The sequence below is a fragment of the Streptomyces sp. NPDC002787 genome, from assembly GCF_053592095.1.
This window is the reverse complement of record NZ_JBSFVC010000040.1, coordinates 1-22,083: the sequence shown is the minus strand read 5'-3', so window position 1 is coordinate 22,083 and position 22,083 is coordinate 1. Positions and strand designations below refer to the sequence as shown.

Sequence of the window (22,083 nt, the reverse complement as noted above, 5' to 3'; positions counted from 1 at the left end):
GGGCGGCCGGAAGATGCCCGGGCGGAGGGGGTCCGGCCGGAGGGGGTCCGGCGGAGGGGGCACGGGCGGAGGGTGTTCGGCCGGGCATCCGGGCGACGAAGTTAGGATCCGAGGGCTCTGAACGACCGGGAGAGGGAGCGAGACATGGCCCGTCTCAGCCGCGCCGAGAGCCAGGAACGTACGCGTGAGCGGCTCGTCGCCACCGCGCGGGAGCTGTTCCTCCGCGACGGTTACGCCGCCACCTCGCTCAGCGACGTCGCGGAGACGGCCGGCTACTCCAAGGGTGCCGTCTACTCCAACTTCCGCGGCAAGGGCCACCTGTGCCTCGCCGTCCTGGACGACATCCGGGCGGAGCAGTTGGCGCTGCTCATGGAGTCCGTCACGGGCGACGCCGCGATCGAGGACCGCCTGGCGACCTTCGCCGCGTGGGGCGAGGCGCACATCGGCGACGAGGCCTGGACCACGCTGGAGGTCGAGTTCCTCACCGGCGCCCGCCACGACGACGAACTCCGCGACGAGATCACGGCACGCGTCGCCACGATCCGGGAGGCTTTGGCCGTGCTCCTCGACGCGCTGGCCGAGGAGCTGGGTGTCACGCCGGCCATGCCGTCCGACCAGGCCGCGATGACCCTGCTCAGTCTGGGCATCGGCCTCGGCGTCCAGCGCATCGCCGACCCGACGGTCCCCACGGCCGTACTGACCGACACGCTCCGGCTGGTCCTGCGTCTGGACGACTAGAGATCTCGTCGTGCGTCTGGACGACCACAGATCTCGATGTCAGACAGGCCTGCAAGGTCGCGCCACGGCCTGTCAGTTGTCTGGTCTAGGGTCGCCCGCATGGCAGAGCCCTCCTTTCTGACCGCTGTTCGGGAGTCGTATGACACGGTCGCCGCCGACTACGTCGAACGCGTCCCGCCTCCAGCCGAGATGGACCCGCTGTCTCGCGCGATGCTGGCGGGGTTTGCTGAACTCGTGCGGACGGCCGGTCTGGGGCCGGTCGCGGACCTGGGCTGCGGCCCCGGCCGCATAACGGCGTACCTAACTGGGCTCGGGCTGTCCGCCTTCGGCATCGATCTGTCACCGAAGATGATCGGGCTGGCCCGCCACGCCTATCCGGACCTGCGGTTCACCGAGGGCTCGATGACCGCGCTGGAGACGGGAGACGGTGAGCTCGGCGGCATCCTGGCCTGGTACTCCACCCACCACACGCCCCCACAGTGGCTGCCGGCGGTGTTCGCCGAGTTCCACCGCACGCTCGCCCCCGGCGGCTACCTGCTCTGGGGAGACTATGTCGGCGATGAACGGCTGCAGTCGACCCAGGTCTATGGCCATCCGGTGTCCTACGAGTCGTATCTCCTGCCCCTGAACCGTACGGTCGGCCTGCTGGAGCAGGTCGGGCTGGTCGTCACCGCGCGACTGGAGCAGGAGCCTGGCGGACGGGTGAACAGACCGCACGCCTGCCTCCTGGCCCGCAAGCCCGAAAAGCCCTGACAGGGCGGCTTCCTGCGGCGAGGCCGCCCCGTGCTGGATCATCGACGATCACGGGGGCGGACGGTCGGACCGCGGGGTTGACAGTGCGGCCGCCCCAGCGGAGGCCTTTCTCGCTGCGGATAGGGGCGCGTTCGCGCCGCTGGGCGGCCAGGAGGTCAGGATGGCGGGCGTTCTGGTTGTCGGTCGGGATGCCGCTTGCGCCCCGGATGCTGGTCCGACGCGTTAACAGCTGGCGCATCGCACAGGGCCGGGCCCCTCGGCGGGTGAGGGGGACCGTTCAGACCCGCCCGTGTGACTCCGCCGCTCGGTGGGCCAGGGCGTCGAAGACGACCGCGATGAGGAGGACGCCTCCGGTGATCATGAACTGGACGGCGGGCTGGACGCCCAGGAGGGCCATGCCGGAGGCGATCGACTGGATGATGAGGACGCCCAGGAGCGCGGACCAGGTGGAGCCGCGGCCGCCGAAGAGGCTGGTGCCGCCGATGACGGCGGCGGCGATGGCGTTGATCAGTAGCATGCCGGAGCCCGGGACCTGGGTCGCCGAGGTCAGCCGCGAGGCGACGAAGAGGCCGCCGACCGCGGCCAGGGTTCCCGACACCAGGAACACCGAGATCCGCACACGCGCCACATCGACGCCCGCCCGCCGGGCCGCCTCCACACCGCCGCCCAGCGCGAGGACCTGCCGGCCGCCGGTGGTGCGGCGCAGGAGGAGGTCCGAGGCGACGATGACCCCGAGGAAGATCAGCAGCGCCAGCGGCAGTCCCTCGAACTGGCCCAGCACGGCGACGGTGGCGAAGGCGACCACCGCGAGGAGGGCCGTACGCGCCCAGATCTCGCCCATCGGCCGGTACGGCATTCCGGCGCCGGCGCGGCGTCTGCGGTCGCGGTACGAGACGAGGAGGTACGCGGCCGTGCCGAGCGCCGCCAAGCCGTAGGTGACGGCGGCGGCGCTGAAGTAGTGGCTGGTCAGCGTGGCGACCAGCCCGTCGTCGCTGAAGCTGATGGAGCTTTCCGGGCCCAGCAGGTAGAGCATCAGGCCGTTCCAGGCCAGCAGACCTGCGAGGGTGACGACGAACGCGGGTACGCCGATCTTGGTGAAGACGAACCCGTGGACGGCCCCGGCCGCCGCGCCGCCGGCCACCGCGACGAGCACGGCGAGGCCTTCCGGCATGCCGTGGTTGACGTTCAGCGCCGCGAACAGCGCGCCCGACAGGCCGGCCAGCGAGCCCACCGACAGGTCGATCTCGCCGATCAGCAGCACGAAGACGACGCCGACGGCGACCATGCCGGTCCCGACGATCTCCACGCTGAGGACGGACAGGTTGCGCGGCGAGAGGAAGTTCTCGTTGAGGCTCTGGAACACGATCCAGGTCACGGCGAGGGCGAGCAGGGCGGGGACCGGGCCGAGTTCTCCATGGGTGGGGTGCGGTCCGGTTCCCCGTCGCCTCCCCCTCCACCAGCCCCTCCACCGTCCCACCCCCCTCCCTGGCCACCACCCCTTTTCTTTCACGGCCATGCCTCCTCCGGGTTCGTCGGACGGTGGTCGGCGGTGTTGTCCAGCGCGCCGGTGATGGAGGAGATGATCTGTTCCTGGGACGTGGTGCTCACGTTGAAGACGCCGTTGTTGCGGCCGAGGCGCAGGACGGCGACCCGGTCGGCGACGGCCTTGATGTCGCCCATGTTGTGGCTGATCAGGAGCACGCCGGCGCCCCGGTCGCGCAGCTCCTCGATGAGGTCGAGGAGCTGGTTGGTCTGTTCGAGGCCCAGGGAGGCGGTGGGCTCGTCGAGCAGGAGCAGCCGGGGCGCGCTCAGGAACGAGCGGGTGATCGCGACGGCCTGCCGCTGCCCGCCGGACAGGGTGGCGAGCGGCGCGCGCACGTCGGGGATGCGGATCGACAGGGTGCGCAGCAGGTCGCGGGTCCGGCGCTCCATCTCCACCTCGTCCAGGACGCCGTACCGGTGGATCTCCCGGCCGAGGAAGAGGTTGCCGACGACATCGAGGTTGCCGCACATCGCGAGGTCCTGGTAGACGGCCGCGATCCCGAGGAGCTGGGCGTCCTGGGGGCGCTTGATCTGGACGGCGCCGCCCTCCCACTCGATGACGCCCTTGTCGGCGGGGCAGACCCCCGAGATCACCTTGATCAGCGTGGACTTGCCGGCGGCGTTGTCGCCCACCAGGGCGACCACCTCTCCGGCCCTGATCTCCAGTTCCACGTCCACCAGCGCGTGGACGGCGGCGAAACGCTTGGAGACGCCGCGCAACGCCAGCAGGGGTTGAACCACCGGTCCTCCACCTCCTTCCGACTCCGAGGAAGACTCGTCGGGTGAGGCTCATCGAGTGCGTGAGGTCATCGGGTGAGACTCATCGAGTGAGTGAGGCTCGACGGTCGGCTCCCCGGCTGAGGCTCACGGGGTGAGTCCCGCCTCGTCGCAGGCCGTCCGGAGCTGCGGCGTGCATATCTGGTCGATCGTGTACATACCGTCCTTCACCAGAGTGTCGTCGATGTTGTCGGCCGTCACCGAGACGGACGGGAGTAGCACCGACGGGATGTCCTCGGTGGTGGGGCTGTCGACGGTGCCGGTGGCGATGGACTCGACCGACTCGCCGCGCCCCAGGGCGACGGCCATCTCGGCGGCGGCGTCGGCCGCGGGCTTGAAGGGCTTGTAGATGGTCATGTGCTGGTCGCCCGTGAGGATGCGCTGCACGGCCACGAGGTCGGCATCCTGTCCGGTGACCGGGGGCAGCGGCCGGACCGCGCTGGCGTCGAGCGCGGAGACCACGGCGCCGGCGAGGCTGTCGTTGGCGGCCAGTACGCCGTCGATGTTCTCCGCGCCCAGGTCGGCGATGGCGCCGCTCATGTTGACGTAGGCGTTCTCCGGCCGCCATCCGACGGTGTCGTACGACTTGCCGATCTTCACCTCGCCCTCCAGGACGGAGAGCGCTCCGCGCTTGTACCAGCCGGCGTTGGGATCGGTCGTGGCGCCGTTCATCATGACGATCTGGCCGCCGTCCGCCTTCGCGCCCATGGCCTTCAGGAGCGCCTCGGCCTGGAGTTTGCCGACGATCTCCCCGTCGAAGGTGACGTAACCGGAGATGGGCCCCTGCGCGAGCCGGTCGTAGGCGACGACCGGGATGTCGGCCCGGTCCGCGGCCTCGACCGACGAGCGCAGCGTCTTGGGGTCGACGGCGGCGACGATCAGGGCGTCCACGCCTCGGGTGATCATGGCGTCGAGCTGCTGCCGCTGGACCGCCGGCTCGGCCGTGGCGGCGACGGCCGCGGCGGGGCAGTCCGGGCACAGCTCCTTCAGCTTCTTCTCGATCAGTGGCCTGTCGAACTGCCCGAACCGCGAGGCCCCGCCACCCGGCAGGAGCACCCCGACGGTGAGGCTCTCGTCCCCGCCCCCACCGTCCCCGCCTCCGCCACAGGCTCCGGTCATGGCCAGCCCCACCGCGACCACGACCGCCATGCCCGCCCGGCCGAGGACTCTGCGCGTCACACCCGAAAAGCCGACACCGAGACCCATTTTCGGCTCCTTAGGGAAATTGCCCGGTTCTATCCCGTTATGGACGACTTCTCCCTAGCGTAGCCAAGCCGCCGGTCTCGCCCCGCCGGGCGAAACGGGGCGGACGGGGCCTGGCGGCCGGCCGGAGGCGTGGCCGACGGTGCGGGTGGGTGGGGGCTGGTCGCGCCCACGCGGCGGAGCCGTATCGACACAGCCCCGCAGCCCCTGAAAGCAGGGGCTGCGCCCCATGCTTTTCGGTCGGCAGGGGCCGTGTCCGTCGTCGGAGTGAGTACCGTGGGCCACGACTCGTGTGCGGAGGGGGGCCGACAGGCATGGGTGAAGCGGGTGTTGAGCGCTGGGCCGTCTCGATCCTTCAGGAACTGCGTGTCGTGCGGGTGCTGCGCCTCCTCGACGACGCCGGGGACGAGTCGGGCTGGACCCCGCAGGGCCGGCTGCGGGGCGATCCGGAATGCCAAGCGTTGATCGACTGGCTGATCGGCCAGGGGCTGGTCAAGCGGAAGACCTTCCATCCCGAGCATCTGAAGCTGACGCGGGAGGGAACGCGGCGCACGGCGCGTGACGTGTGGCAGGACGCCACCAGCGAGGTGAGGTCCGCGGTCGTACGGCTCGACATCCTCTGCTGGCTTTTCCGGGACGGAAGCCATGCCGAGCATCCCGACCTCGCCGTCAAGCAGTACATGCGGTGCCGGCTCGTCGAGGATCTGGACCTCGGATCCGCGGGACGGGAGATGCGGCAACTGGTGAAGTCGGATCTCGCCGACGAGCAGAGCCGGGGGCCCGGCGACACGCGATACGCCCTGTCCGCGCGAGGCGAGAGTCATCTGCGCACGCTCATGGGGTGGGACGTCCTGGCGTCGGGGTCCCACTGATCGGCCCCCGGCGACCGACTCGCTCTCCGGTTAACTTGCCCGGGCAGAGGGAGCTCTCGGCCGACCAGCAGGGCCGACCAGCAGGGCCGACCATCAGGTCCGACCATCAGGGCCGATCAACAGGGCCGATCAACAGGGCCGACCAACAGGGCGTCGGAGATGAGGAGTTGAGGGTGGGGGAACAGGGCGCGCGGGACACGGCCGAGAGGCTGCGGGCGATCGGTGGTGAGCTGGCGGACCGTTTCTACGAGCGGGACGACGTGGTGCGGACGCTGGTGGTCACGCTGCTGGCCGGGCAGCACTCGTTACTGCTCGGGCCACCGGGAACCGCCAAGTCCGAGATGGCGCGGGAACTCACCGGCAGGATCGAGGGGGCGTCCTACTGGGAGATCCTGCTGTCGAAGTTCACCGCGCCGACGCGCATGTTCGGCCCCATCGACGTCGCCGCGCTGGCCCGGGGCGAGTACCGCCAGGTCTACGACGGCCGGGCCACGACCGCGCATGTCGCGTTCATCGACGAGATCTTCAAGTGCTCCACGGCGGCGCTGAACGAGACGCTGGGCTACCTCAACGAGCGGATCTACCACCCGGAGAACGGCGGCGAGCCGATCCGCTGCCCCCTGATCGGGGCGATCACCGCGAGCAACGAACTGCCCGATGAGGCGGATGCGGCCGCGATCTACGACCGGCTGCTGGTGCGCATCGAGGTCAAGTATCTGGAAGACCCCTCGAACTTCGCCGCGCTGGTCCGTTCCGCCGTCAGCCGCCCGGCGGCACCGACACGGACCACCATCGAACTGGCCGCGTTGCGGCACGCCGTGACCGAAGCCGTCCCGGCCGTGGACGTGCCCGACGGGATCGTGGACGCGGTGTGCACGCTGCGCGCGGCGTTGCGCCGCAGGGAACTCGTCGCCTCCGACCGCCGTTGGCGGCAGGCGGTGCGCCTGCTCCAGGCGTCCGCGTACCTCGACGGCCGCCCGGCGGTCGCCGAGACCGACCTGTCGGTGCTGACGCATGTGCTGTGGGACTCTCCCGCCGAACGCCCGACGGTCGAGCGCGAGGTGCTGCACCTGGTGAACCCCGACGCCAAGGAGGCGCTCGATCTGGCCGACATCATCGAGGAGTTGGAGGCCCAGCTCGACGCGATGGCCGGGCAGTCCCGTGAGGCGCTGAGCGAGTGGGTCATCAAGAAGGCCCACAACAAGCTCGCCATGGCGGGGAAGCGGCTGGAGAAGCTGCGCGAGGAGGCGGCGGGCGCCGGCCGTTCCACCGCTGCCATCGACCGCATAGCCGGCCGCCAGCGCGCCGTCCGCACCCGTGTCCTCACGGAGGCCCTCGGAGTGGACGCGAGCACGGTGCAGGCGCAGCTCTGAGGGGGGAGAGCGAGGTGGTGAGCCAGGCCGGGACGTGGGTGGGGCCAGTCGTCGGTGAGGCAGTCGGTGAGGCAGTCGGTGCGGCGGGTTGGCACACCACGGCCGTCGTCGCGGACCGGTTCGACCGGATCGCGTGGCGTGACACGTTCGAGCAGTCGGCCGGACTGCGTGATCTGGACAGGGAGCTGAGCGAGCGCCACGACCACGCCACCGACCTCCTGACCGACGCGTTCCTGGCCGCCTACCAGGCCGCACCCCGGCTGCGTGACCGCGCGGAGATGGACCCCTCCCGGCTCGTCGACCACGAGGTCGTCACGTCACTGGTGGAGTCACCGGAGTTCGCCGAGCTGCACCGCGAGACGGCCGGCGACCCCTACGCCGCCGCCATGGCCGTGCTCGCCCAGGCCGCCGCGCTGCGCCGCCTGCTGGAGCTCACCCGACCCGCCCGACGGCGGGCCGAGGAGGCGAGGAAGGCCCGTGAGGCCGCCGAAGACGCGGCGACCGCCGTGGACGAGGCGCTCCAGCGGGCCGCCGACGGCGCGGACGGGGGCGACGGGACGGACCGGCCCGACCCGGCGGACGGGCCCGACGAGACCCCCACCGTCCCTACCCCGGCCCCGGCCACCGGCGCCGTACGACAGCCGAACCCCGCCCCCGGCCCCGTACAGCAACCGATCGGCGCCCCCGACGCCGTACGGCAGCCAACTCCGGCCCCCGACGCCGTACAACAGGCGATCGCGGCCGCCAAGGCCGCCGAAGTCACCGCGCGGCAGACCGCGCAGGCCGCCGCGCAGGCCCTCGCCGCGGTGACCCCCGGTGTCCGTGCCGCCGCGCGGGGCGCGGTGGTGGAGGCTGCCGAGGCCGTGCGGGAGGAGGCCGCGCTGATGCGGGCGTGGGGCGTCGGGGGCGGGGAGCTGGAGCGGATGCCGTACGAGCGGCGTGCGCGGCTCGCCGAGCGGCTGCGGACCGGCCGTCTCGCGCGGTGGGCCGAACTGATCGGCCGTTTCAGGCAGATGGCCGGCGGTGAGCGGGCCCGCAAGGTGGAGAACGCCACCGGTGAGCTGGTCGGCGTCACGCTCGGCGATGACCTCTCCCGTGTGATCCCCTCCGAGCTGGCGGCCCTCGGCGTGCCCGAGCTGCGTGCGGTGTTCACCGCGCGGTACGCCGCCGGGGAGCTGATGCTCTACGACAGCCAGGGGGAGCAGACGACGGGCCGGGGCGCGATCATCGCGTGCGTGGACACCTCGCACTCCATGTACGAGGCGGGGCCAGGCGGGATCACCCGGGAGGCGTGGGCCAAGGCGTGCGCCCTGGCGCTGCTGGACCAGGCCCGCCACGCGCGGCGCGACTTCGTCGGCATCCTGTTCTCCGCCGCCGACAAGCTCCAGGTGTTCCGCTTCCCGGCCGACGGGCCCGCCGGCATCGAACGGACCCTCGACTTCGCGGAGACCTTCCTCGGCGGCGGCACCAGCTACCAGCGGCCCCTGTCGGAGGCCGCCGAACTGCTGGAGGAGGAGTTCAACGACGCCTCCCGCACGCGCGGCGACATCGTGATGCTGACCGACGACGACTGCGGCGTCACCGAGGAGTGGACCCGCCGCTGGAACGAGGCCAAACACCGGCTGGGCTTCCGCGTGTTCGGCGTGGCCGTCGGTGCCCCGCGCGTCGCCGAAGCCGACTCGGTCCTGGACGCCCTCTGCGACAACCTCCGCTCCGTCGAGGACCTCACCGACGTCCACGCCGCCGCCGACCTCTTCCGCACGATCTGACCTAGGCGACATGCGTGAACGGCCTCTGCCGTCCCACCCAACCAGAGCGAACGAATGTGCGACATCGGCGCAACCTGGGCCGGGGTCTGTCCGTCTTCCTCTGCCGGGAGCCCCTGTCCGGCGACAGCACCTTCGGCGCAAAGGCGACCAGAGCTCGGTAACGACCCGTCAAATCCCATAAATCGACTGAAGAATGAGATAGGAGACACCGCGGGTGTCCTCGCGAATAGGCAGCGGAATCGCGTCCCTGGCAGGGCGTCAGCCACGGGCGAGACTCTGGGCCGTGGCGGGCGTCGTGGCCCTCGGTTTCCTCGTCACGATGGAGATCGCCGCGCGTCGTTACGGCCTGCCCGGCCCGATCACCAACCAGGCGCAGGAGGTGATCCTCCCCCCCAAGTCGGGACCGCTGCTGTACGCCGGAATGGCGTTGATGATGGTGGTGCTCCCCTGGCGGCAACGGTTCGTCGCGGCCGGTGTCGCGATCGGCATCGACGCCGTCTTCCTGACCGTGCGGTGGGCGGCCGACGCCAAGATGTGCTTCGGCAACGGCGCGTTGTGGGTGGTTCTGGGCTACGCCGTCATCGCCGTCACCCGCCGCACCGGCCGGGAACGGCTCCTGCTGCTGAAGGGCGTCGGACTGGCCCTGCTGCTGGTCGCCGGCCGCAAGACGGGCGACACCTGGCTGCTCATCACCTCCAAGACCCGCCCCACGGTGCTCGACCAGTACGTGGCGACCGCCGATCACGCGCTGGGCGACCCGTCATGGCTGGTGGGCCGGATCCTCACGGCCACCGGCACGGTCGGCATCCGTCTGCTCGACTTCGTCTACGTCCAGCTCGCGGTGGCCGCGGTGGTCGTCGCGCTGTACCAACTGCGCCACGTGGCGGTCGAACGCCGCTTCCCGCGCCACCATCTGGTGCGCACCTTCCTGGTCATCGGCCTCGTCGGGCCCGCCATCTACATGATCTACCCGGTGGTCGGACCGATCTTCGCCTACGGAACCGGCAGCGAGTACTGGGCGGCGGCCAACCTGTGGCCGGAGACCCCGCCCACGGGGCAGTGGGCGGCGGCGAACCTGTGGCCGGCCACGCCGCCGGCCGGAGCGCCGCGACCGATGTCCTTCGACGAGTTCACCCCGCGTAACTGCATGCCCAGCCTGCACACCGCATGGGCCACCGCGATCTTCGTGCATTCCCGCAGGGCCCCCGGGATTCTGCGCTTCGCGGGCACGTTCTGGCTGATCGCCACCCTCCTCGCGACGCTGGGCTTCGGCTATCACTACGGCGCGGATCTCGTCGCCGGTGTGGTGTTCGCGCTCACGATCGAGGCGACTCTGCGCACGCACGACCGTGGCTGGGAGCGATCGGGCACCCGACTCGTCGCCTACGGCGCGACGGTCTTCACCGTGCTCCTGGTGTCCTACCGCTTCCTGTCGACGGAGATGGCCGAACTCCCGTGGCTGTCCGGACCACTTCTCCTGCTGGCGATGACGTCGGTGATCTACGGCTACGTACGGACCACCAGGCGGTGGGAAGCGAAGCCCACACCGGTCCGGCAGCCGGAACCGCACCTCGAACCGGTGTGAACGGTCCCGACACCTCACGGGCGGGCGCGTAGGACGTCCAGCGCCGTCAGGGCGACATGCAGCGCGGTGCGCTGTTCGCCGTCCTCGAGGTCGCAGTCGAGCAGGCGCTCGATGCTGCGCAGGCGTTGGTAGAAGGTCTCGCGGGACAGGCCGCCGCGACGGGCGGCGCTGGTCTTGTTGCCGGCGGCGTCCAGGTAGTGACGGAGCGTCGGCAGCAGATCGGTGCCGTGCCGGGCGTCGTGCTCGACGAGACCGCCGAGCCGGCGCTCGGCGTACTCCTGGATCCGGGTGTCCTCGCGGAGCGCGTACAGCAGACGGCGCAGGTCGACGTCGGACAGTTCGTGGTACGAGCGGCCCGGGGGGAGGGGCTGGCCGGGCGGGGTCGCCTCGGCGACGCGGGTCGCCTCGTGGAAGGACCGGGGGGCGTCGGTGAGGTCGTCCACCCCGGTGCCGACGCTGACGGTGGCCCGTGGGGTGAGGCCGCGCGCGATGCGGCCCAGCCGTTCGACCGAGGGGCGCCAGGGCTGCGCGGGGCCGAGGGCGAGCAGGGCGCCCAGGCGACCGGGGGCCAGTTCGCCGACGAGCGCCGGGATTCCCGACGTACGCAGTTCCTGGGCCAGCCGGGCTTCCGGCTGGGCCGAGGCGTCGGGTGCCGGGAGGTCCACCACGACCGCGAGGAAGCGGCTGTTCTCGGTGGGCAGGCCCAGTGCGGTCAGGCGGGCGAGGGCGTCCTGGGGGGAGCGGTGGCGCTGCTCGACGAGGTCGCGCAGGACGTCGCGGTGCGCGGTGCGCTCCCAGGGGGTGGAGTGGATGAGACGGGCGACGGTCAGGGCCATCGCCGTTCTCTCCAGCACGGTGAGGTGCTCGGGGCCGAACGCCGGCTCGGCGCGGAGGTGCTCCGGCCCGAACGCCGGCTCGGCGCCCCGGGCGGGCAGCATGGCCACGCGGCCCCAGCGCTCGCCCTGGTACTCGACGGGCGCCGCGAGCCACCCCTCCGGGCCCCGCACGCCGGTGAGGTCACCGGGCGGGGTCGCCCGGGACCGCTGCTCCCAGCCGGTGAGCGCCTCCTCCAGCGTGGTGCCGGAGGGCTCGCAGATCAGCGCCTGGTGGACCAGGTTCTCCAGTACGACCGTACGGCCGCTCATCTCCGCCGCCGCGCGCACCACCTCCTTGGGCCCGGCGCCGCGCAGCGTCAGCGCGGTGAACGCCTCGTGGATCCGCTGGGTACGGCGCATCGCCTCGGCCTGGTTGCCGAGGATCAGGGCGTGGACGACCTGGGTGACCTCCAGGAAGTTGACGTCCTTGGCGAGGGTGATCAGCGGGAGGCCTCGGGCCCGGCAGGCGTGGACGAGGGCGTCGGGAGGGCGGTGGTAGCGGCGTACGAGCTCGATGACGAGGGCGGCGGCGTGGACGCCGGCGAGTTCGTCGACGTACCGGCGTACGCCCGCCGCGTCGTCGGGCAGGGGCATGCCCGTGGTCAGGACGAGTTCGCCGCCCTTCAGGAAGGAGGCGGGGTCCGTCAGCTCGGTGATGTGGACCCAGCGGACCGGGCGGTCGAGGTGGGCGAGCCCGGTGACGACCTGGGGCTGTCCGGCGGTCAGGACGGGCAGGGCCAGGACGTCGGCGACGGTGAGGGGGCGGCCGGGCGCGGAGCCGTCGGCCTCCGGCGGTCGCGCCGTGGGGTGGTTCTCGGTCACGGTGCCTCCCTGGGGACCCCGGCTGAGGCGAAGCCGCCGGCCGGGGGAGTGCCCGGTCACTGTGACAAGCGGCGCTGACCTGCGCAAGGGCTCTCCGGCGGCGGACCCCCGGTGCCTATGCGCCCGCGCGGTGGACACAACGTCCGAACACCGCCTCCCGGCTGGACACATCACGCGTTGTCGCGCTCCCGGACGGCCGGGATGCTCGGGATGCCGGGGCGGGCCGACCGGACCAAGCAGGTCAGGACCAACGGGTCAAGACCAACCGGGTCAGGACAGCACCCCGCACGGACCACCCAGCACGGACCACCCCGCACGCGCCACACACGGACCACCACACACGGCCAGGAGACGAACATGACCGCACTGTCGCCGCACCTTCGCCAGGCCACGCCCGTGGTGGCGGTCCGGGGCGAGGGCGTCCATCTCTACGGTGAGGACGGCCGCCGCTACCTCGACTTCACCGCCGGTATCGGCGTCACCAGCACCGGCCACTGCCACCCCAAGGTCGTGGCGGCGGCCCAGGAGCAGGTGGGCACCCTTGTCCACGGCCAGTACACGACCGTCATGCACCAGCCCCTGCGCCGGCTGGTCGAGAAGCTCGGCGAGGTGCTGCCGGCCGGCCTGGACAGTCTGTTCTTCACCAACTCCGGCAGCGAGGCCGTCGAGGCCGCGCTGCGGCTGGCCCGCCAGGCCACCGGCCGCCCCAACGTCATCGTCTGCCACGGCGGCTTCCACGGCCGCACGGTGGCCGCCGCCTCCATGACGACGTCCGGCACCCGCTTCCGGTCCGGCTTCTCCCCGCTGATGAGCGGCGTCGTCGTGACCCCCTTCCCGTCCGCCTACCGCTACGGCTGGGACGAGGAGACCGCGACCCGCTTCGCCCTGAAGGAGCTGGACTACACCCTTCAGACGATCTCCTCGCCCGCCGACACGGCCGCGATCATCGTCGAGCCGGTCCTCGGCGAGGGCGGCTACGTCCCCGCGAACCGCGCCTTCATGGAGGGCCTGCGGGAGCGCGCGGACCGCCACGGCTTCCTCCTCATCCACGACGAGGTGCAGACCGGAGTCGGTCGCACCGGCCGCTTCTGGGGCCACGACCACTTCGGCGTCACCCCGGACATCCTCGTCACCGCCAAGGGCCTGGCCAGCGGCTTCCCGCTGTCCGGCATCGCCGCCTCCGAGGAGCTGATGGCCAAGGCGTGGCCGGGCTCGCAGGGCGGTACGTACGGCGCCAACGCCGTCGCCTGCGCCGCCGCCTGCGCCACCCTGGACGTCGTCCGCGACGAGAAGCTCGTGGAGAACGCCGAGGCGATGGGCAAGCGGCTGCGCCAGGGCCTGGAGGCGGTGGCCGACCGTACGCCGGGCATCGGCGACGTACGCGGCCTCGGGCTGATGCTGGCCACCGAGTTCGTCACCGAGGACGGGGGCCCCGACCCGGAGACCGCCGCCCGTGTGCAGCGCGCCGCGATCGACGAGGGCCTGCTCCTGCTGCTGTGCGGTGCATGGAACCAGGTCGTCCGGATGATCCCGGCGCTGGTCATCGACGAGACCGCCGTGGACGAGGGCCTCCAGGCGTGGGCGACCGCGGTGGAGGCCGGCACATCGGGAGCGGCAGGGCGATGACGGACACCACCACGGCCCTGGAGCCGCTGGTCGCGCGGCTCACCGAGACCGCTCCCGGCCTGCGGGTGGAGACCGGCCCGGGCTCCACCGGTCCCTACGCCTACGACGCCTCCAACTACCGGGTCCCGCCGCGGGCCGTGGTGTTCCCTCGTGGCGCCGACGACGTGGTCGCGGTGGTGCGGGCCTGCCGGGAGACGGGCGTCCCCGTCACCGCGCGCGGCGGCGGCACCAGCATGGCGGGCAACGCGGTCGGACCGGGCGTCGTCCTGGACTTCTCCCGCTACATGAACGGCATCCTGGACATCGACCCCGAAGCGGGAACTGCGCGTGTCGAGGCCGGTGTGGTCCTGGACGCGCTGCGCGGCGCGACCGCCCTGCATGGGCTCACCTTCGGCCCCGACCCGTCCTCGCACAGCCGCTGCACGCTCGGCGGCATGATCGGCAACGATGCGTGCGGCAACCGGTCGGTGCGGCACGGGCGTACCAGCACCCACATCGAGGCGCTGGAGATCGTGACGGCCGACGGCGTGCGCGCCGTCGCCGACCGCACCGGCCTGCGCGCGGCCGACCCGGGGGACGAGGAGGCCACCCGTCGTGTCGCCGAGCTGGAAGCGGACGTACGACGCCTGATCGACGCCAACCTGGCGCCGATCCGCACCGAGCTGGGCCGCCTTCCGCGCCAGGTCTCCGGCTACCAGCTGCACCACCTGCTGCCCGAGCACGGGTTCGACATGGCCCGCGCCCTGGTGGGCACCGAGGGCTCCTGTGCGGTCGTCACCGCCGCGACGGTCCGCCTGGTGGCGACCGCACAGGCTTCCACGCTGCTGACGCTCGGCTACGACGACGTCGTGGACGCCGCCGAGGACGTCCCGGAGATCCTGCGCTGGAACCCCACCGCCGTGGAGGGCATGGACGAGGCGATCGTCGCCACGATGCGCGCCCGGCGCGGCCCGGACTCCGTCACCGGGCTGCCCGAGGGGCGGGCCTGGCTGTACGTCGAGCTCGACGGCGACGACCAGGCGTCGGTCGACGCCCGTGCCGCCGAACTGCTGGACGTGCTCAAGGCACAGGGCCGGATGACCGGCGGCCGGGTGGTGGAGAGCCCTGCCGAGCGGCGCTCGCTGTGGCGGGTCCGCGAGGACGGGGCCGGCCTCGCCGCCCGTCTGGTGGACGGCGGGGAGTCGTGGCCCGGCTGGGAGGACGCGGCGGTCGCGCCCGAGAACCTGGCCGCCTACCTGCGGGACTTCCGCGAGCTGCTGGCCTCCCACGGCCTGACCGGGGTGCTCTACGGCCACTTCGGCGCCGGCTGTGTCCATGTGCGCATCGACTTCGATTTCGCCACGGACACCGGCCGGACGGCCGCACGCCGGTTCCTCTCCGAAGCCGCGGCCCTGGTCGTCGAGCACGGCGGCTCGCTGTCGGGCGAGCACGGTGACGGGCGGGCGCGCGGTGAGCTGCTGGAGGTCATGTACAGCCACCGGATGATCCGGACGTTCGCCGCCTTCAAGGAGATCTTCGACCCCGAGGGGCTGCTCAACCCGGGCGTCATCGTGGCGCCCGCCCCGCTCGACGCCGACCTGGCACTTCGCGAACTCCCGCTCCTTGAAACGACGTTCAGCTTCCCGCACGACGAGGACGGCTTCGCGGGCGCGGTACGCCGTTGTGTCGGCGTCGGCCGCTGCCGCAGCGACGCGGGCGGCGTGATGTGTCCCAGCTACCGGGCCACCGGCGAGGAGAACGCCTCCACCCGCGGCCGGGCCCGGATGCTCCAGGAGATGGTGCGCGGCGGCACGGTCGAGGACGGCTGGCGCTCGACGGAGGTGCGCGACGCCCTCGACCTGTGCCTGTCCTGCAAGGCGTGCTCCAGCGACTGCCCGGTCGGCGTCGACATGGCCACGTACAAGGCGGAGTTCCTGCACCAGCACTACAAGGGCCGCGTGCGACCCCGCTCGCACTACTCCCTGGGATGGCTGCCGCTGACCTCGGCCCTGGCCGGATTCGCCGCCCGCCCGCTGAACGCGCTGCTGCGCGGGCCGGTCGGCACGCTGCTCGCCCGCCTCGGCGGGGTGACGACGAAGCGCCGGATACCGGCCTTCGCCTCCCGGCGCGCGCTGCGCAGGACCCTGCGTGCGGCGAAGTCCACGGAGCCGGCCAAGGCCGTGTTCTTCGTCGACAGCTTCACCCGCGCCTTCCGCCCCGAGGTCGCGGGCGCCGCGAGCCGCGTGCTCGCCGGCGCCGGCATCCCCTGCACGGCCGAGGACGGCCTGTGCTGCGGCCTGACCTGGGTGAGCACCGGGCAGCTGTCCACCGCCCGCCGCGTCATGGCCCGTACCGTCGCCCACCTCGACAACGGCGACGACCGGCCCATCGTGGTGGCCGAACCCAGCTGCGCCGCCGCCCTCAAGCGCGACGTGCCCGAACTGCTCGACACCGATGCCGCCCGGCGCGTCGCGGCCCGCGTCCACACCCTCACCGGCGCCCTGACCGACCTGGCCGCGCCGGACTGGACCCCGCCGGAGCTGCCGGACCAGGTCGTCCTGCAGACCCACTGCCACGAGTACGCCACCTTCAAGGGCAGCCACCCCCGCGATCTGCTCGGCCGCCTCGGCGTACGGAAGGTCGACGAGGCCGAGGGCTGCTGCGGGCTCGCCGGGAACTTCGGCTTCGAGGCCCAGCACTACGACACCTCGATGGCCGTCGCCGACCTGGCCCTCAAGCCACGCCTCGACGACATCGACACCGACACCGGCGCCGAGGGACGGACCGTCGTCGTGGCCGACGGCTTCAGCTGCGCCACCCAGATCGACCACCTCGCCGGTGACCGGGGCATCCGTGCCCTGCACCTCGCGGAACTGCTCGACCCCACCGCCGATCAAGCCGCTCGACCAGGAGGAACCCCATGACCGACACACCCACGCAGTTGTTCATCGGCGGGGCCTGGGTGGACGCCGTGGACGGCGCCACCATGCCCGTCGACGACCCGGCGACCGGGGAGATCCTCTGCCACGTCGCCGACGCGGGCGCCAAGGACGCCCAGCGTGCCGAGGAGGCGGCCGTCCGGGCGCAGGAGGAGTGGGCCCGTACGGCGCCCCGGGTCCGCAGCGAGATCCTGCGCCGGGCCTACGAGATCATCGTCGAGCGCACCGACGAGCTGGCCCACCTGATGACGTCCGAGATGGGCAAGCCGCTGGCCGAGGCCAGGGGAGAGGTGGCGTACGCGGCGGAGTTCTTCCGCTGGTTCTCCGAGGAGGCCGTCCGTATCGACGGCGGACACGGCGTCCTGCCCGACGGCCGTAACCGCATGCTGCTCTCGCGCCGCCCGGTCGGCCCCTGTCTGCTGATCACCCCGTGGAACTTCCCGCTGGCCATGGGCACCCGCAAGATCGGCCCGGCGATCGCCGCCGGCTGCACGATGGTGCTCAAGCCGGCCCCGCAGACCCCTCTGTCCAGCCTGGCGCTCGCCGCGATCCTCAAGGAGGCCGGGCTGCCGGACGGCGTGCTCAACGTCGTCACCACCTCCCGTGCGGGGGAGGTGTGCGAACCGCTCCTGCGCGGCGGGCGGATTCGCAAGCTCTCCTTCACCGGCTCCACGGGCGTCGGGCGGCTGCTTCTGGCCCAGAGCGCGGACGCTGTCGTACGGACCTCGATGGAGCTGGGCGGGAACGCGCCGTTCATTGTCTTCGAGGACGCCGACCTGGATAAGGCGGTCGATGGCGCGATGGTCGCCAAGATGCGCAACATGGGCGAGGCGTGCACGGCCGCCAACCGGTTCTTCGTCCACACCTCCGTGGTGGAGGAGTTCGGGCGGCGCCTGGCCGAACGCATGGGGGCGCTGGTCGTGGGCCCGGGCACCCGGGACGGCGTCGACGTCGGCCCGCTGATCGACAGGACCGGACGGGGCAAGGTCGAGGAACTGGTGGCCGACGCGGTGGAGCGCGGTGCCCGGGTGCTCGTCGGCGGCCGTACGCCCGAGGGGCCGGGCTGCTTCTACCCGCCGACCGTGCTGACGGACGTCGCCTCCGACAGCCGTCTGATGGACACGGAGATCTTCGGCCCCGTCGCGGCGATCCTCACCTTCGACGACGAGGACGAGGTGATCCGCCGCGCCAACGACACCCCCTGGGGCCTCGTCGGCTACGTCTTCACCGAGGGACTCGACCGCGCCCTGAGCGTCAGCGAACGCCTGGAGGTCGGCATGGTCGGCCTCAACACCGGCCTCGTCTCCAACCCGGCCGCCCCCTTCGGCGGCGTCAAGCAGTCCGGGCTGGGCCGCGAGGGCGGCCGGGTCGGGATCGAGGAGTTCCTGGAGTACCAGTACCTCGCGGTGCCCGTGCGATGACGGCGGCAGTCCTGCCCTGACATACGCCGTCATCGCGCACCGCGGGCCCCCCCCGTGCCCGGCCGCTCCGTCCTCAGGCCGGGCACGGGGTCAGGACCGGGCTCGGCCGACCTGCGGGGCCGGCGGCTTGGCCGTCCGGTCCAGGTGGGGTGCGTGGGGCGCCGGGCCGGGTGTGTGTGCGCTGCGCCGGGCGCCGAGCCGGGTGTGGTGCGCTGCGCGCCGACGCGGGCGTGGCGTGATGCGCGCTGGCCGGCCGGGCCAGGTGCTGAGTGTGCTCCGCGCATGCCGGTCCGGCCCAGGCGCGGGGTGTGCTCCACGCAGGCCGGTCCGGGCGGAGCCGGACTCCTCAGCGCAGGTGGCGCGCGGTGATCTCCGTTGCCGTGTCGGTCACCAGTCGGCCCAGCTCCTCGAGCCGGTCCGGCTCGAAGCGGGAGTCGGGCAGGGAGGCGGCCACGGCGGCCAGCGGGACGCCGTCGCCGTCCAGGACGGGTGCCGCGATGGCGCAGACACCCTGGAGGTACTGGTTGTGGTTGACCGCGTAGCCACGCTCCCTGACGCGCTGGAGCTCCGTGCGCAGCTCCCTGGGGTCGGTGATGGTCTCCTCGCCGTACCCCTCGAACGTGCCCGTCGCGAACTCGTCGACGTCGGGGTTCGGGAGATGGGCGAGGATCGCGTGCCCGGCGGCCGTGGCGTGCAGGGGCGAGGTGTCACCGATGGTGTGGAAGGTCCGTACGGCGTGGTCGCAGTCGACCCGGTCGACGACGACCATGCTGTGCAGCGCGTCGGGCACCGAGAGGTGGATGGTCTCGTTGACCGTGTCCCGGAGCCGGATCATGGGCTCGCGGGCGGCGGCGAACAGGCTGGAGCCCTGGAGGGCGGCGGGTCGTACGGCCAGCACCCGGGCGCCGATCTCCCAGCGCGTGGTGTCCCTGCGGTTGGCACGGAGCCAGCCCGCCTCGTTGAGCGTGACCAGGGTGCGCTGCACGGTCGACTTCGGCAGGCCGAAGAGCTTCGTCAGCTCGCCCACGGTCACGGGCTGATGCCGGGCCACCGCCTCCAGGATGCGCAGAGACCTGGTGACGCTCTTCATTTCCATCGGGTGCCCCCCTCAGTCGCGTGCCTTCGTCGTGCTCACCTCTTGACTCCCCTCCGGAGCCGTGGGCATGATCCATGCCGGATTCTAGCATGGCGTTCCACAATACGGCATGGAGGCGTAGTGAATCCGATGACCCTCGCGGCGTCCGGCGGCAGCCCCTGGCCCCCTCCGGCCGTGCCGCGCGGGGTGGCCGCCCCGGGTCCGGGACCTCCCCCCGTCGGACCCGGGGCGCGGGCCACCGCCCTGACATGCGTAAAGGGCCGGCCCGCACGACGCGACGCGTGCGAGCCGGCCCCTGCCGGTCCGGGGCCCTCCCGGGCCCCACTGCTCAGAACATGGTGCGCGAGATGGTGCGCGCTAGGCGCCCAAGAGGCGTCCGCTGATCTCCGCCGCCGTGCCGGCGACGAGGCCGCCCCACTCGGGTGCCCGGTCCTCGTCGTACCGGGAGTCGGGCATCGAGACCGCCACGGCGGCCAGCGGTGTGCCGCTCTCGTCGAGCACGGGAGCGGCGACGGCGCAGACGCCCGGCCGGAACTGGTTCCGGTTGATCGCGTAACCGTCGGCGCGGATCCGGTCCAGCTCGGCGCGCAGGTCGTCGGGGTCGGCGGGGGTGGTGTCGCTGAAGCGCTCCAGTCCCTGCGCGACGAGTTCCTCGACGTCCCGCTTCGGCAGGTGGGCGAGGATCACCCGCCCGACGGCGGTCGCGTGCAGCGGCGAGGTGTCACCGATGCTGTGGAAGGTCCGTACGGGGTGGTCGCAGTCGACGCGGTCCACCACGACCATGCACTGCAGCGCGTCGGGCACCGAGAGGTGGATGGTCTCGTTGACCGTGTCCCGGAGCCGGATCATGGGCTCGCGGGCGGCGGCGAACAGGCTGGAGCCCTGGAGGGCGGCGGGTCGTACGGCCAGCACCCGGGCGCCGATCTCCCAGCGCGTGGTGTCCCTGCGGTTCGCGCGCAGCCAGCCCGCCTCGGCCAGGGTGACCAGCGTGCGCTGCACGGTCGACTTCGGGAGACCGAAGAGCTTCGTCAACTCCCCGACGGTGACCGGCTGGTGCTGGGCGACCGCCTCCAGGATGCGCAACGACCTGGTCACGCTCTTCATTTCCATCCGGTTTCCCCCTGTTAATCCTCAGAATTTCTGATGGACACCCTCTTGACTCCCCTCCGAGCCGCTGTCATTCTCGTGCCAGATTCTAGCACGGCGTTCCACAATGTGGCACGGCCCAGCGGAAGGGATTCCGAAGAAGAGGGCCGGCACCGCGAGACACGGCGGCTGTGAGCCGAGGAGCCCGAAGACCGGGCCCGGCCCCCCCGTCCAAACCACCTCGAATCGGCCAGCCTCACGTCGGGCGCCCAGCATGCGCCTCGGCGATACGAAAGGAAAGTCCTGTGTCAGCTGCCAGGAAGCGCGTCGCCGTCGTCGGCGTCGGAACGATGGGCAGCCAGGCCGCCTGGCGGCTGGCGGCCCGCGGCGCCGAGGTCGTCGGATACGACCGGTACGCCCCCGGCCACGACCGCAGCGCCGCCGGCGGTGAGACCCGGATCTTCCGCAGCGCCCACTTCGAGGACTCCCGCTACGTCCCGCTGCTCAAGCACGCCGACGCCCTCTGGGAGCAGCTGCAGCAGGAGACCGGCCGTGAGCTGCGCCGGCTGACCGGATGTCTGCTGATGGGGCCGACCTCGCACCAGCAGATGGACACCGTCCTGCAGTCCATCGCGGAGCACGGCCTCGACCACGAGGTACTCGACGCCGAGCTGCTGGCCAAGCGGTTCCCCCAGTACCGCATCGAGGACGGCGACGCGGCCGTGCTCGACCGCCGCGCCGGCTTCATCCGCCCCGAACTGACCATCCAGACCGCCGCCCGCCGCGCCGAGCAGCTGGGCGCCGTCATCCACCGCTACAGCACGGTCCGCGAGATCGTCCCCGTCGCGAACGGCGTCGAGATCCGCACCGACACGGGCAGCGAACGCTTCGACACGGCCGTCGTCACCCCAGGCCCTTGGGTCAACGACCTGCTGCCCGACCTGCCGTGGGAGGTGGACGTCCGCCGCCTCGTCAGCGCCTGGTACGTGCCCACCACGCCCGACGCCTGGTTCGGCGAGGAGCGCCCCGCCTTCATCCGCACGGCACCCACCCACTGCTACGGCCTGCCCTCCCCGGACGGCATCTCCGTCAAGCTCGGCCTCTCCCGCGCCCTGCACAGGCCCGCCGGCGACCCGAACCAGCTGGACCGGACCGTGCACCCCGAGGAGCTGGAGATCTTCTCCGAGCTGATCGGGCGCTACCTGCCCGACCTGCACCCGGACCCGACCCGGCTCTCCGTCTACATGGAGGGCTACACCGAGAGCAGCCGCCCCTTGGTCGGCCCCCTGCCCGGCGCCGAGAACGTCATCCTGCTCGCCGGCTTCTCCGGCCACGGCTTCAAGCTCTCGCCCGCCTTCGGCGACATCGCCGCCGACCTGGCGCTGGACGGCACCTCGCCCCAGCCCATCGACTTCATCTCCACCGTCGGCCGCACGGAGGCATGACCATGAACGACGTCACCCTCTCCGTCGGCTCCATTCAGGCCCAGCCGGGCACCAAGGCGCGCGGTAGTGTCCGGGCGGACCTCGGCACCCTCACCGTCGACATCCCGCTGACCCTGGTCAACGGCTCCCGCCCCGGCCCCCGGGTCGTCGTCACCGCGGGTGTGCACGGCGGCGAGTTCACG

Annotated in this window: 16 protein-coding genes and 2 pseudogenes; 11 read left to right on the top strand and 7 right to left on the bottom strand. The window is 72.1% G+C overall.

Features of this window, described 5'->3' with window-relative positions:
- Positions 1–144 precede the first annotated feature (144 nt).
- A complete protein-coding gene (locus ACWD26_RS38185) occupies positions 145–738 on the top strand; it encodes a TetR/AcrR family transcriptional regulator (RefSeq protein ID WP_451277330.1) in 594 nt (197 codons plus the stop codon).
- 99 nt (positions 739–837) lie between these two features.
- Positions 838–1,491, top strand: a complete 654-nt coding sequence (locus ACWD26_RS38180; RefSeq protein ID WP_451277328.1) for a class I SAM-dependent methyltransferase — start codon at positions 838–840, stop codon at positions 1,489–1,491.
- An 85-nt stretch (positions 1,492–1,576) separates the two neighbouring features.
- On the opposite strand, the pseudogene ACWD26_RS38175 reads toward ACWD26_RS38180, so the two are convergent.
- The 4 genes and pseudogenes from ACWD26_RS38175 to ACWD26_RS38160 all read right to left on the bottom strand — a co-directional run.
- Positions 1,577–1,669 (bottom strand): annotated as a pseudogene (locus ACWD26_RS38175) (integrase); the annotation flags it as partial.
- A 99-nt stretch (positions 1,670–1,768) separates the two neighbouring features.
- Positions 1,769–3,007, bottom strand: coding sequence for a sugar ABC transporter permease (locus ACWD26_RS38170; protein WP_451277326.1), 1,239 nt, complete (start codon positions 3,005–3,007; stop codon positions 1,769–1,771).
- The gene (locus ACWD26_RS38165) at positions 2,998–3,774 is read right to left on the bottom strand and encodes an ATP-binding cassette domain-containing protein (protein WP_451277324.1); all 777 of its coding nucleotides are present in this window, start codon (positions 3,772–3,774) and stop codon (positions 2,998–3,000) included. The genes ACWD26_RS38170 and ACWD26_RS38165 overlap by 10 nt, the downstream gene beginning before the upstream one ends.
- Before the next feature lie 123 nt (positions 3,775–3,897).
- Positions 3,898–5,016: a sugar ABC transporter substrate-binding protein gene (locus tag ACWD26_RS38160; RefSeq protein WP_451277322.1), complete on the bottom strand. Its 1,119-nt coding sequence runs from the start codon at positions 5,014–5,016 to the stop codon at positions 3,898–3,900.
- A gap of 311 nt (positions 5,017–5,327) precedes the next feature.
- Between ACWD26_RS38160 and ACWD26_RS38155 the strand changes: the two genes are divergently transcribed.
- The 4 genes from ACWD26_RS38155 to ACWD26_RS38140 all read left to right on the top strand — a co-directional run bounded on the left by ACWD26_RS38155 (position 5,328) and on the right by ACWD26_RS38140 (position 10,612).
- A complete protein-coding gene (locus ACWD26_RS38155; protein WP_451277320.1) occupies positions 5,328–5,885 on the top strand; it encodes a hypothetical protein in 558 nt (185 codons plus the stop codon).
- 173 nt (positions 5,886–6,058) lie between these two features.
- The gene (locus tag ACWD26_RS38150; protein WP_451277318.1) at positions 6,059–7,258 is read left to right on the top strand and encodes an AAA family ATPase; all 1,200 of its coding nucleotides are present in this window, start codon (positions 6,059–6,061) and stop codon (positions 7,256–7,258) included.
- Positions 7,259–7,272: 14 nt separating this feature from the next.
- Positions 7,273–9,027 carry a VWA domain-containing protein gene (locus ACWD26_RS38145; protein WP_451277317.1) on the top strand — a complete coding sequence of 585 codons (1,755 nt, stop codon included), beginning with the start codon at positions 7,273–7,275 and terminating at the stop codon, positions 9,025–9,027.
- 283 nt (positions 9,028–9,310) lie between these two features.
- Positions 9,311–10,612: a phosphatase PAP2 family protein gene (locus ACWD26_RS38140; RefSeq protein ID WP_451277315.1), complete on the top strand. Its 1,302-nt coding sequence runs from the start codon at positions 9,311–9,313 to the stop codon at positions 10,610–10,612.
- A gap of 14 nt (positions 10,613–10,626) precedes the next feature.
- Here the strand turns inward: ACWD26_RS38140 and ACWD26_RS38135 are convergent, their stop codons facing one another.
- Positions 10,627–12,309, bottom strand: a complete 1,683-nt coding sequence (locus ACWD26_RS38135; RefSeq protein WP_451277313.1) for a PucR family transcriptional regulator — start codon at positions 12,307–12,309, stop codon at positions 10,627–10,629.
- A 357-nt stretch (positions 12,310–12,666) separates the two neighbouring features.
- On the opposite strand from ACWD26_RS38135, the gene ACWD26_RS38130 reads away from it, so the two are divergent.
- From ACWD26_RS38130 to ACWD26_RS38120, 3 genes are read left to right on the top strand one after another with little or no spacing between them, the layout of a single operon-like run.
- On the top strand, positions 12,667–13,935 hold the full coding sequence (locus ACWD26_RS38130; protein ID WP_451277311.1) for an aspartate aminotransferase family protein: 1,269 nt from the start codon (positions 12,667–12,669) through the stop codon (positions 13,933–13,935).
- Positions 13,932–16,838 carry an FAD-binding and (Fe-S)-binding domain-containing protein gene (locus ACWD26_RS38125; RefSeq protein WP_451277309.1) on the top strand — a complete coding sequence of 969 codons (2,907 nt, stop codon included), beginning with the start codon at positions 13,932–13,934 and terminating at the stop codon, positions 16,836–16,838. Before ACWD26_RS38130 ends, ACWD26_RS38125 begins: the two co-directional genes overlap by 4 nt.
- Positions 16,835–18,274 carry an NAD-dependent succinate-semialdehyde dehydrogenase gene (locus tag ACWD26_RS38120; protein WP_451277307.1) on the top strand — a complete coding sequence of 480 codons (1,440 nt, stop codon included), beginning with the start codon at positions 16,835–16,837 and terminating at the stop codon, positions 18,272–18,274. The genes ACWD26_RS38125 and ACWD26_RS38120 overlap by 4 nt, the downstream gene beginning before the upstream one ends.
- A 346-nt stretch (positions 18,275–18,620) precedes the next feature.
- Here ACWD26_RS38120 and ACWD26_RS38115 read toward each other — a convergent pair whose 3' ends face one another.
- Together ACWD26_RS38115 and ACWD26_RS38110 are read right to left on the bottom strand one after the other, a co-directional pair.
- Positions 18,621–19,364, bottom strand: coding sequence for an IclR family transcriptional regulator (locus ACWD26_RS38115; protein WP_451277417.1), 744 nt, complete (start codon positions 19,362–19,364; stop codon positions 18,621–18,623).
- Positions 19,365–19,727: 363 nt separating this feature from the next.
- On the bottom strand, positions 19,728–20,474 hold the full coding sequence (locus ACWD26_RS38110; protein ID WP_451277415.1) for an IclR family transcriptional regulator: 747 nt from the start codon (positions 20,472–20,474) through the stop codon (positions 19,728–19,730).
- Positions 20,475–20,761: 287 nt separating this feature from the next.
- On the opposite strand from ACWD26_RS38110, the gene solA reads away from it, so the two are divergent.
- Together solA and ACWD26_RS38100 are read left to right on the top strand one after the other, a co-directional pair.
- On the top strand, positions 20,762–21,901 hold the full coding sequence (gene solA / locus ACWD26_RS38105) for an N-methyl-L-tryptophan oxidase (protein WP_451277305.1): 1,140 nt from the start codon (positions 20,762–20,764) through the stop codon (positions 21,899–21,901).
- Positions 21,898–22,083, top strand: a pseudogene (locus tag ACWD26_RS38100) (ethanolamine utilization protein EutE); the annotation flags it as partial. The gene solA and the pseudogene ACWD26_RS38100, both read left to right, overlap by 4 nt.

Coding starts and splice junctions, on each gene's coding strand:
- ACWD26_RS38185 (WP_451277330.1), top strand. CDS start 145: ATGGCCCGTCTCAGCCGCGCCGAGAGCCAGGAACGTACGCGTGAGCGG.
- ACWD26_RS38180 (WP_451277328.1), top strand. CDS start 838: ATGGCAGAGCCCTCCTTTCTGACCGCTGTTCGGGAGTCGTATGACACG.
- ACWD26_RS38170 (WP_451277326.1), bottom strand. CDS start 3,007: ATGGCCGTGAAAGAAAAGGGGTGGTGGCCAGGGAGGGGGGTGGGACGG.
- ACWD26_RS38160 (WP_451277322.1), bottom strand. CDS start 5,016: ATGGGTCTCGGTGTCGGCTTTTCGGGTGTGACGCGCAGAGTCCTCGGC.
- ACWD26_RS38155 (WP_451277320.1), top strand. CDS start 5,328: ATGGGTGAAGCGGGTGTTGAGCGCTGGGCCGTCTCGATCCTTCAGGAA.
- ACWD26_RS38130 (WP_451277311.1), top strand. CDS start 12,667: ATGACCGCACTGTCGCCGCACCTTCGCCAGGCCACGCCCGTGGTGGCG.
- ACWD26_RS38125 (WP_451277309.1), top strand. CDS start 13,932: ATGACGGACACCACCACGGCCCTGGAGCCGCTGGTCGCGCGGCTCACC.
- ACWD26_RS38120 (WP_451277307.1), top strand. CDS start 16,835: ATGACCGACACACCCACGCAGTTGTTCATCGGCGGGGCCTGGGTGGAC.
- ACWD26_RS38115 (WP_451277417.1), bottom strand. CDS start 19,364: ATGAAGAGCGTCACCAGGTCTCTGCGCATCCTGGAGGCGGTGGCCCGG.
- ACWD26_RS38110 (WP_451277415.1), bottom strand. CDS start 20,474: ATGAAGAGCGTGACCAGGTCGTTGCGCATCCTGGAGGCGGTCGCCCAG.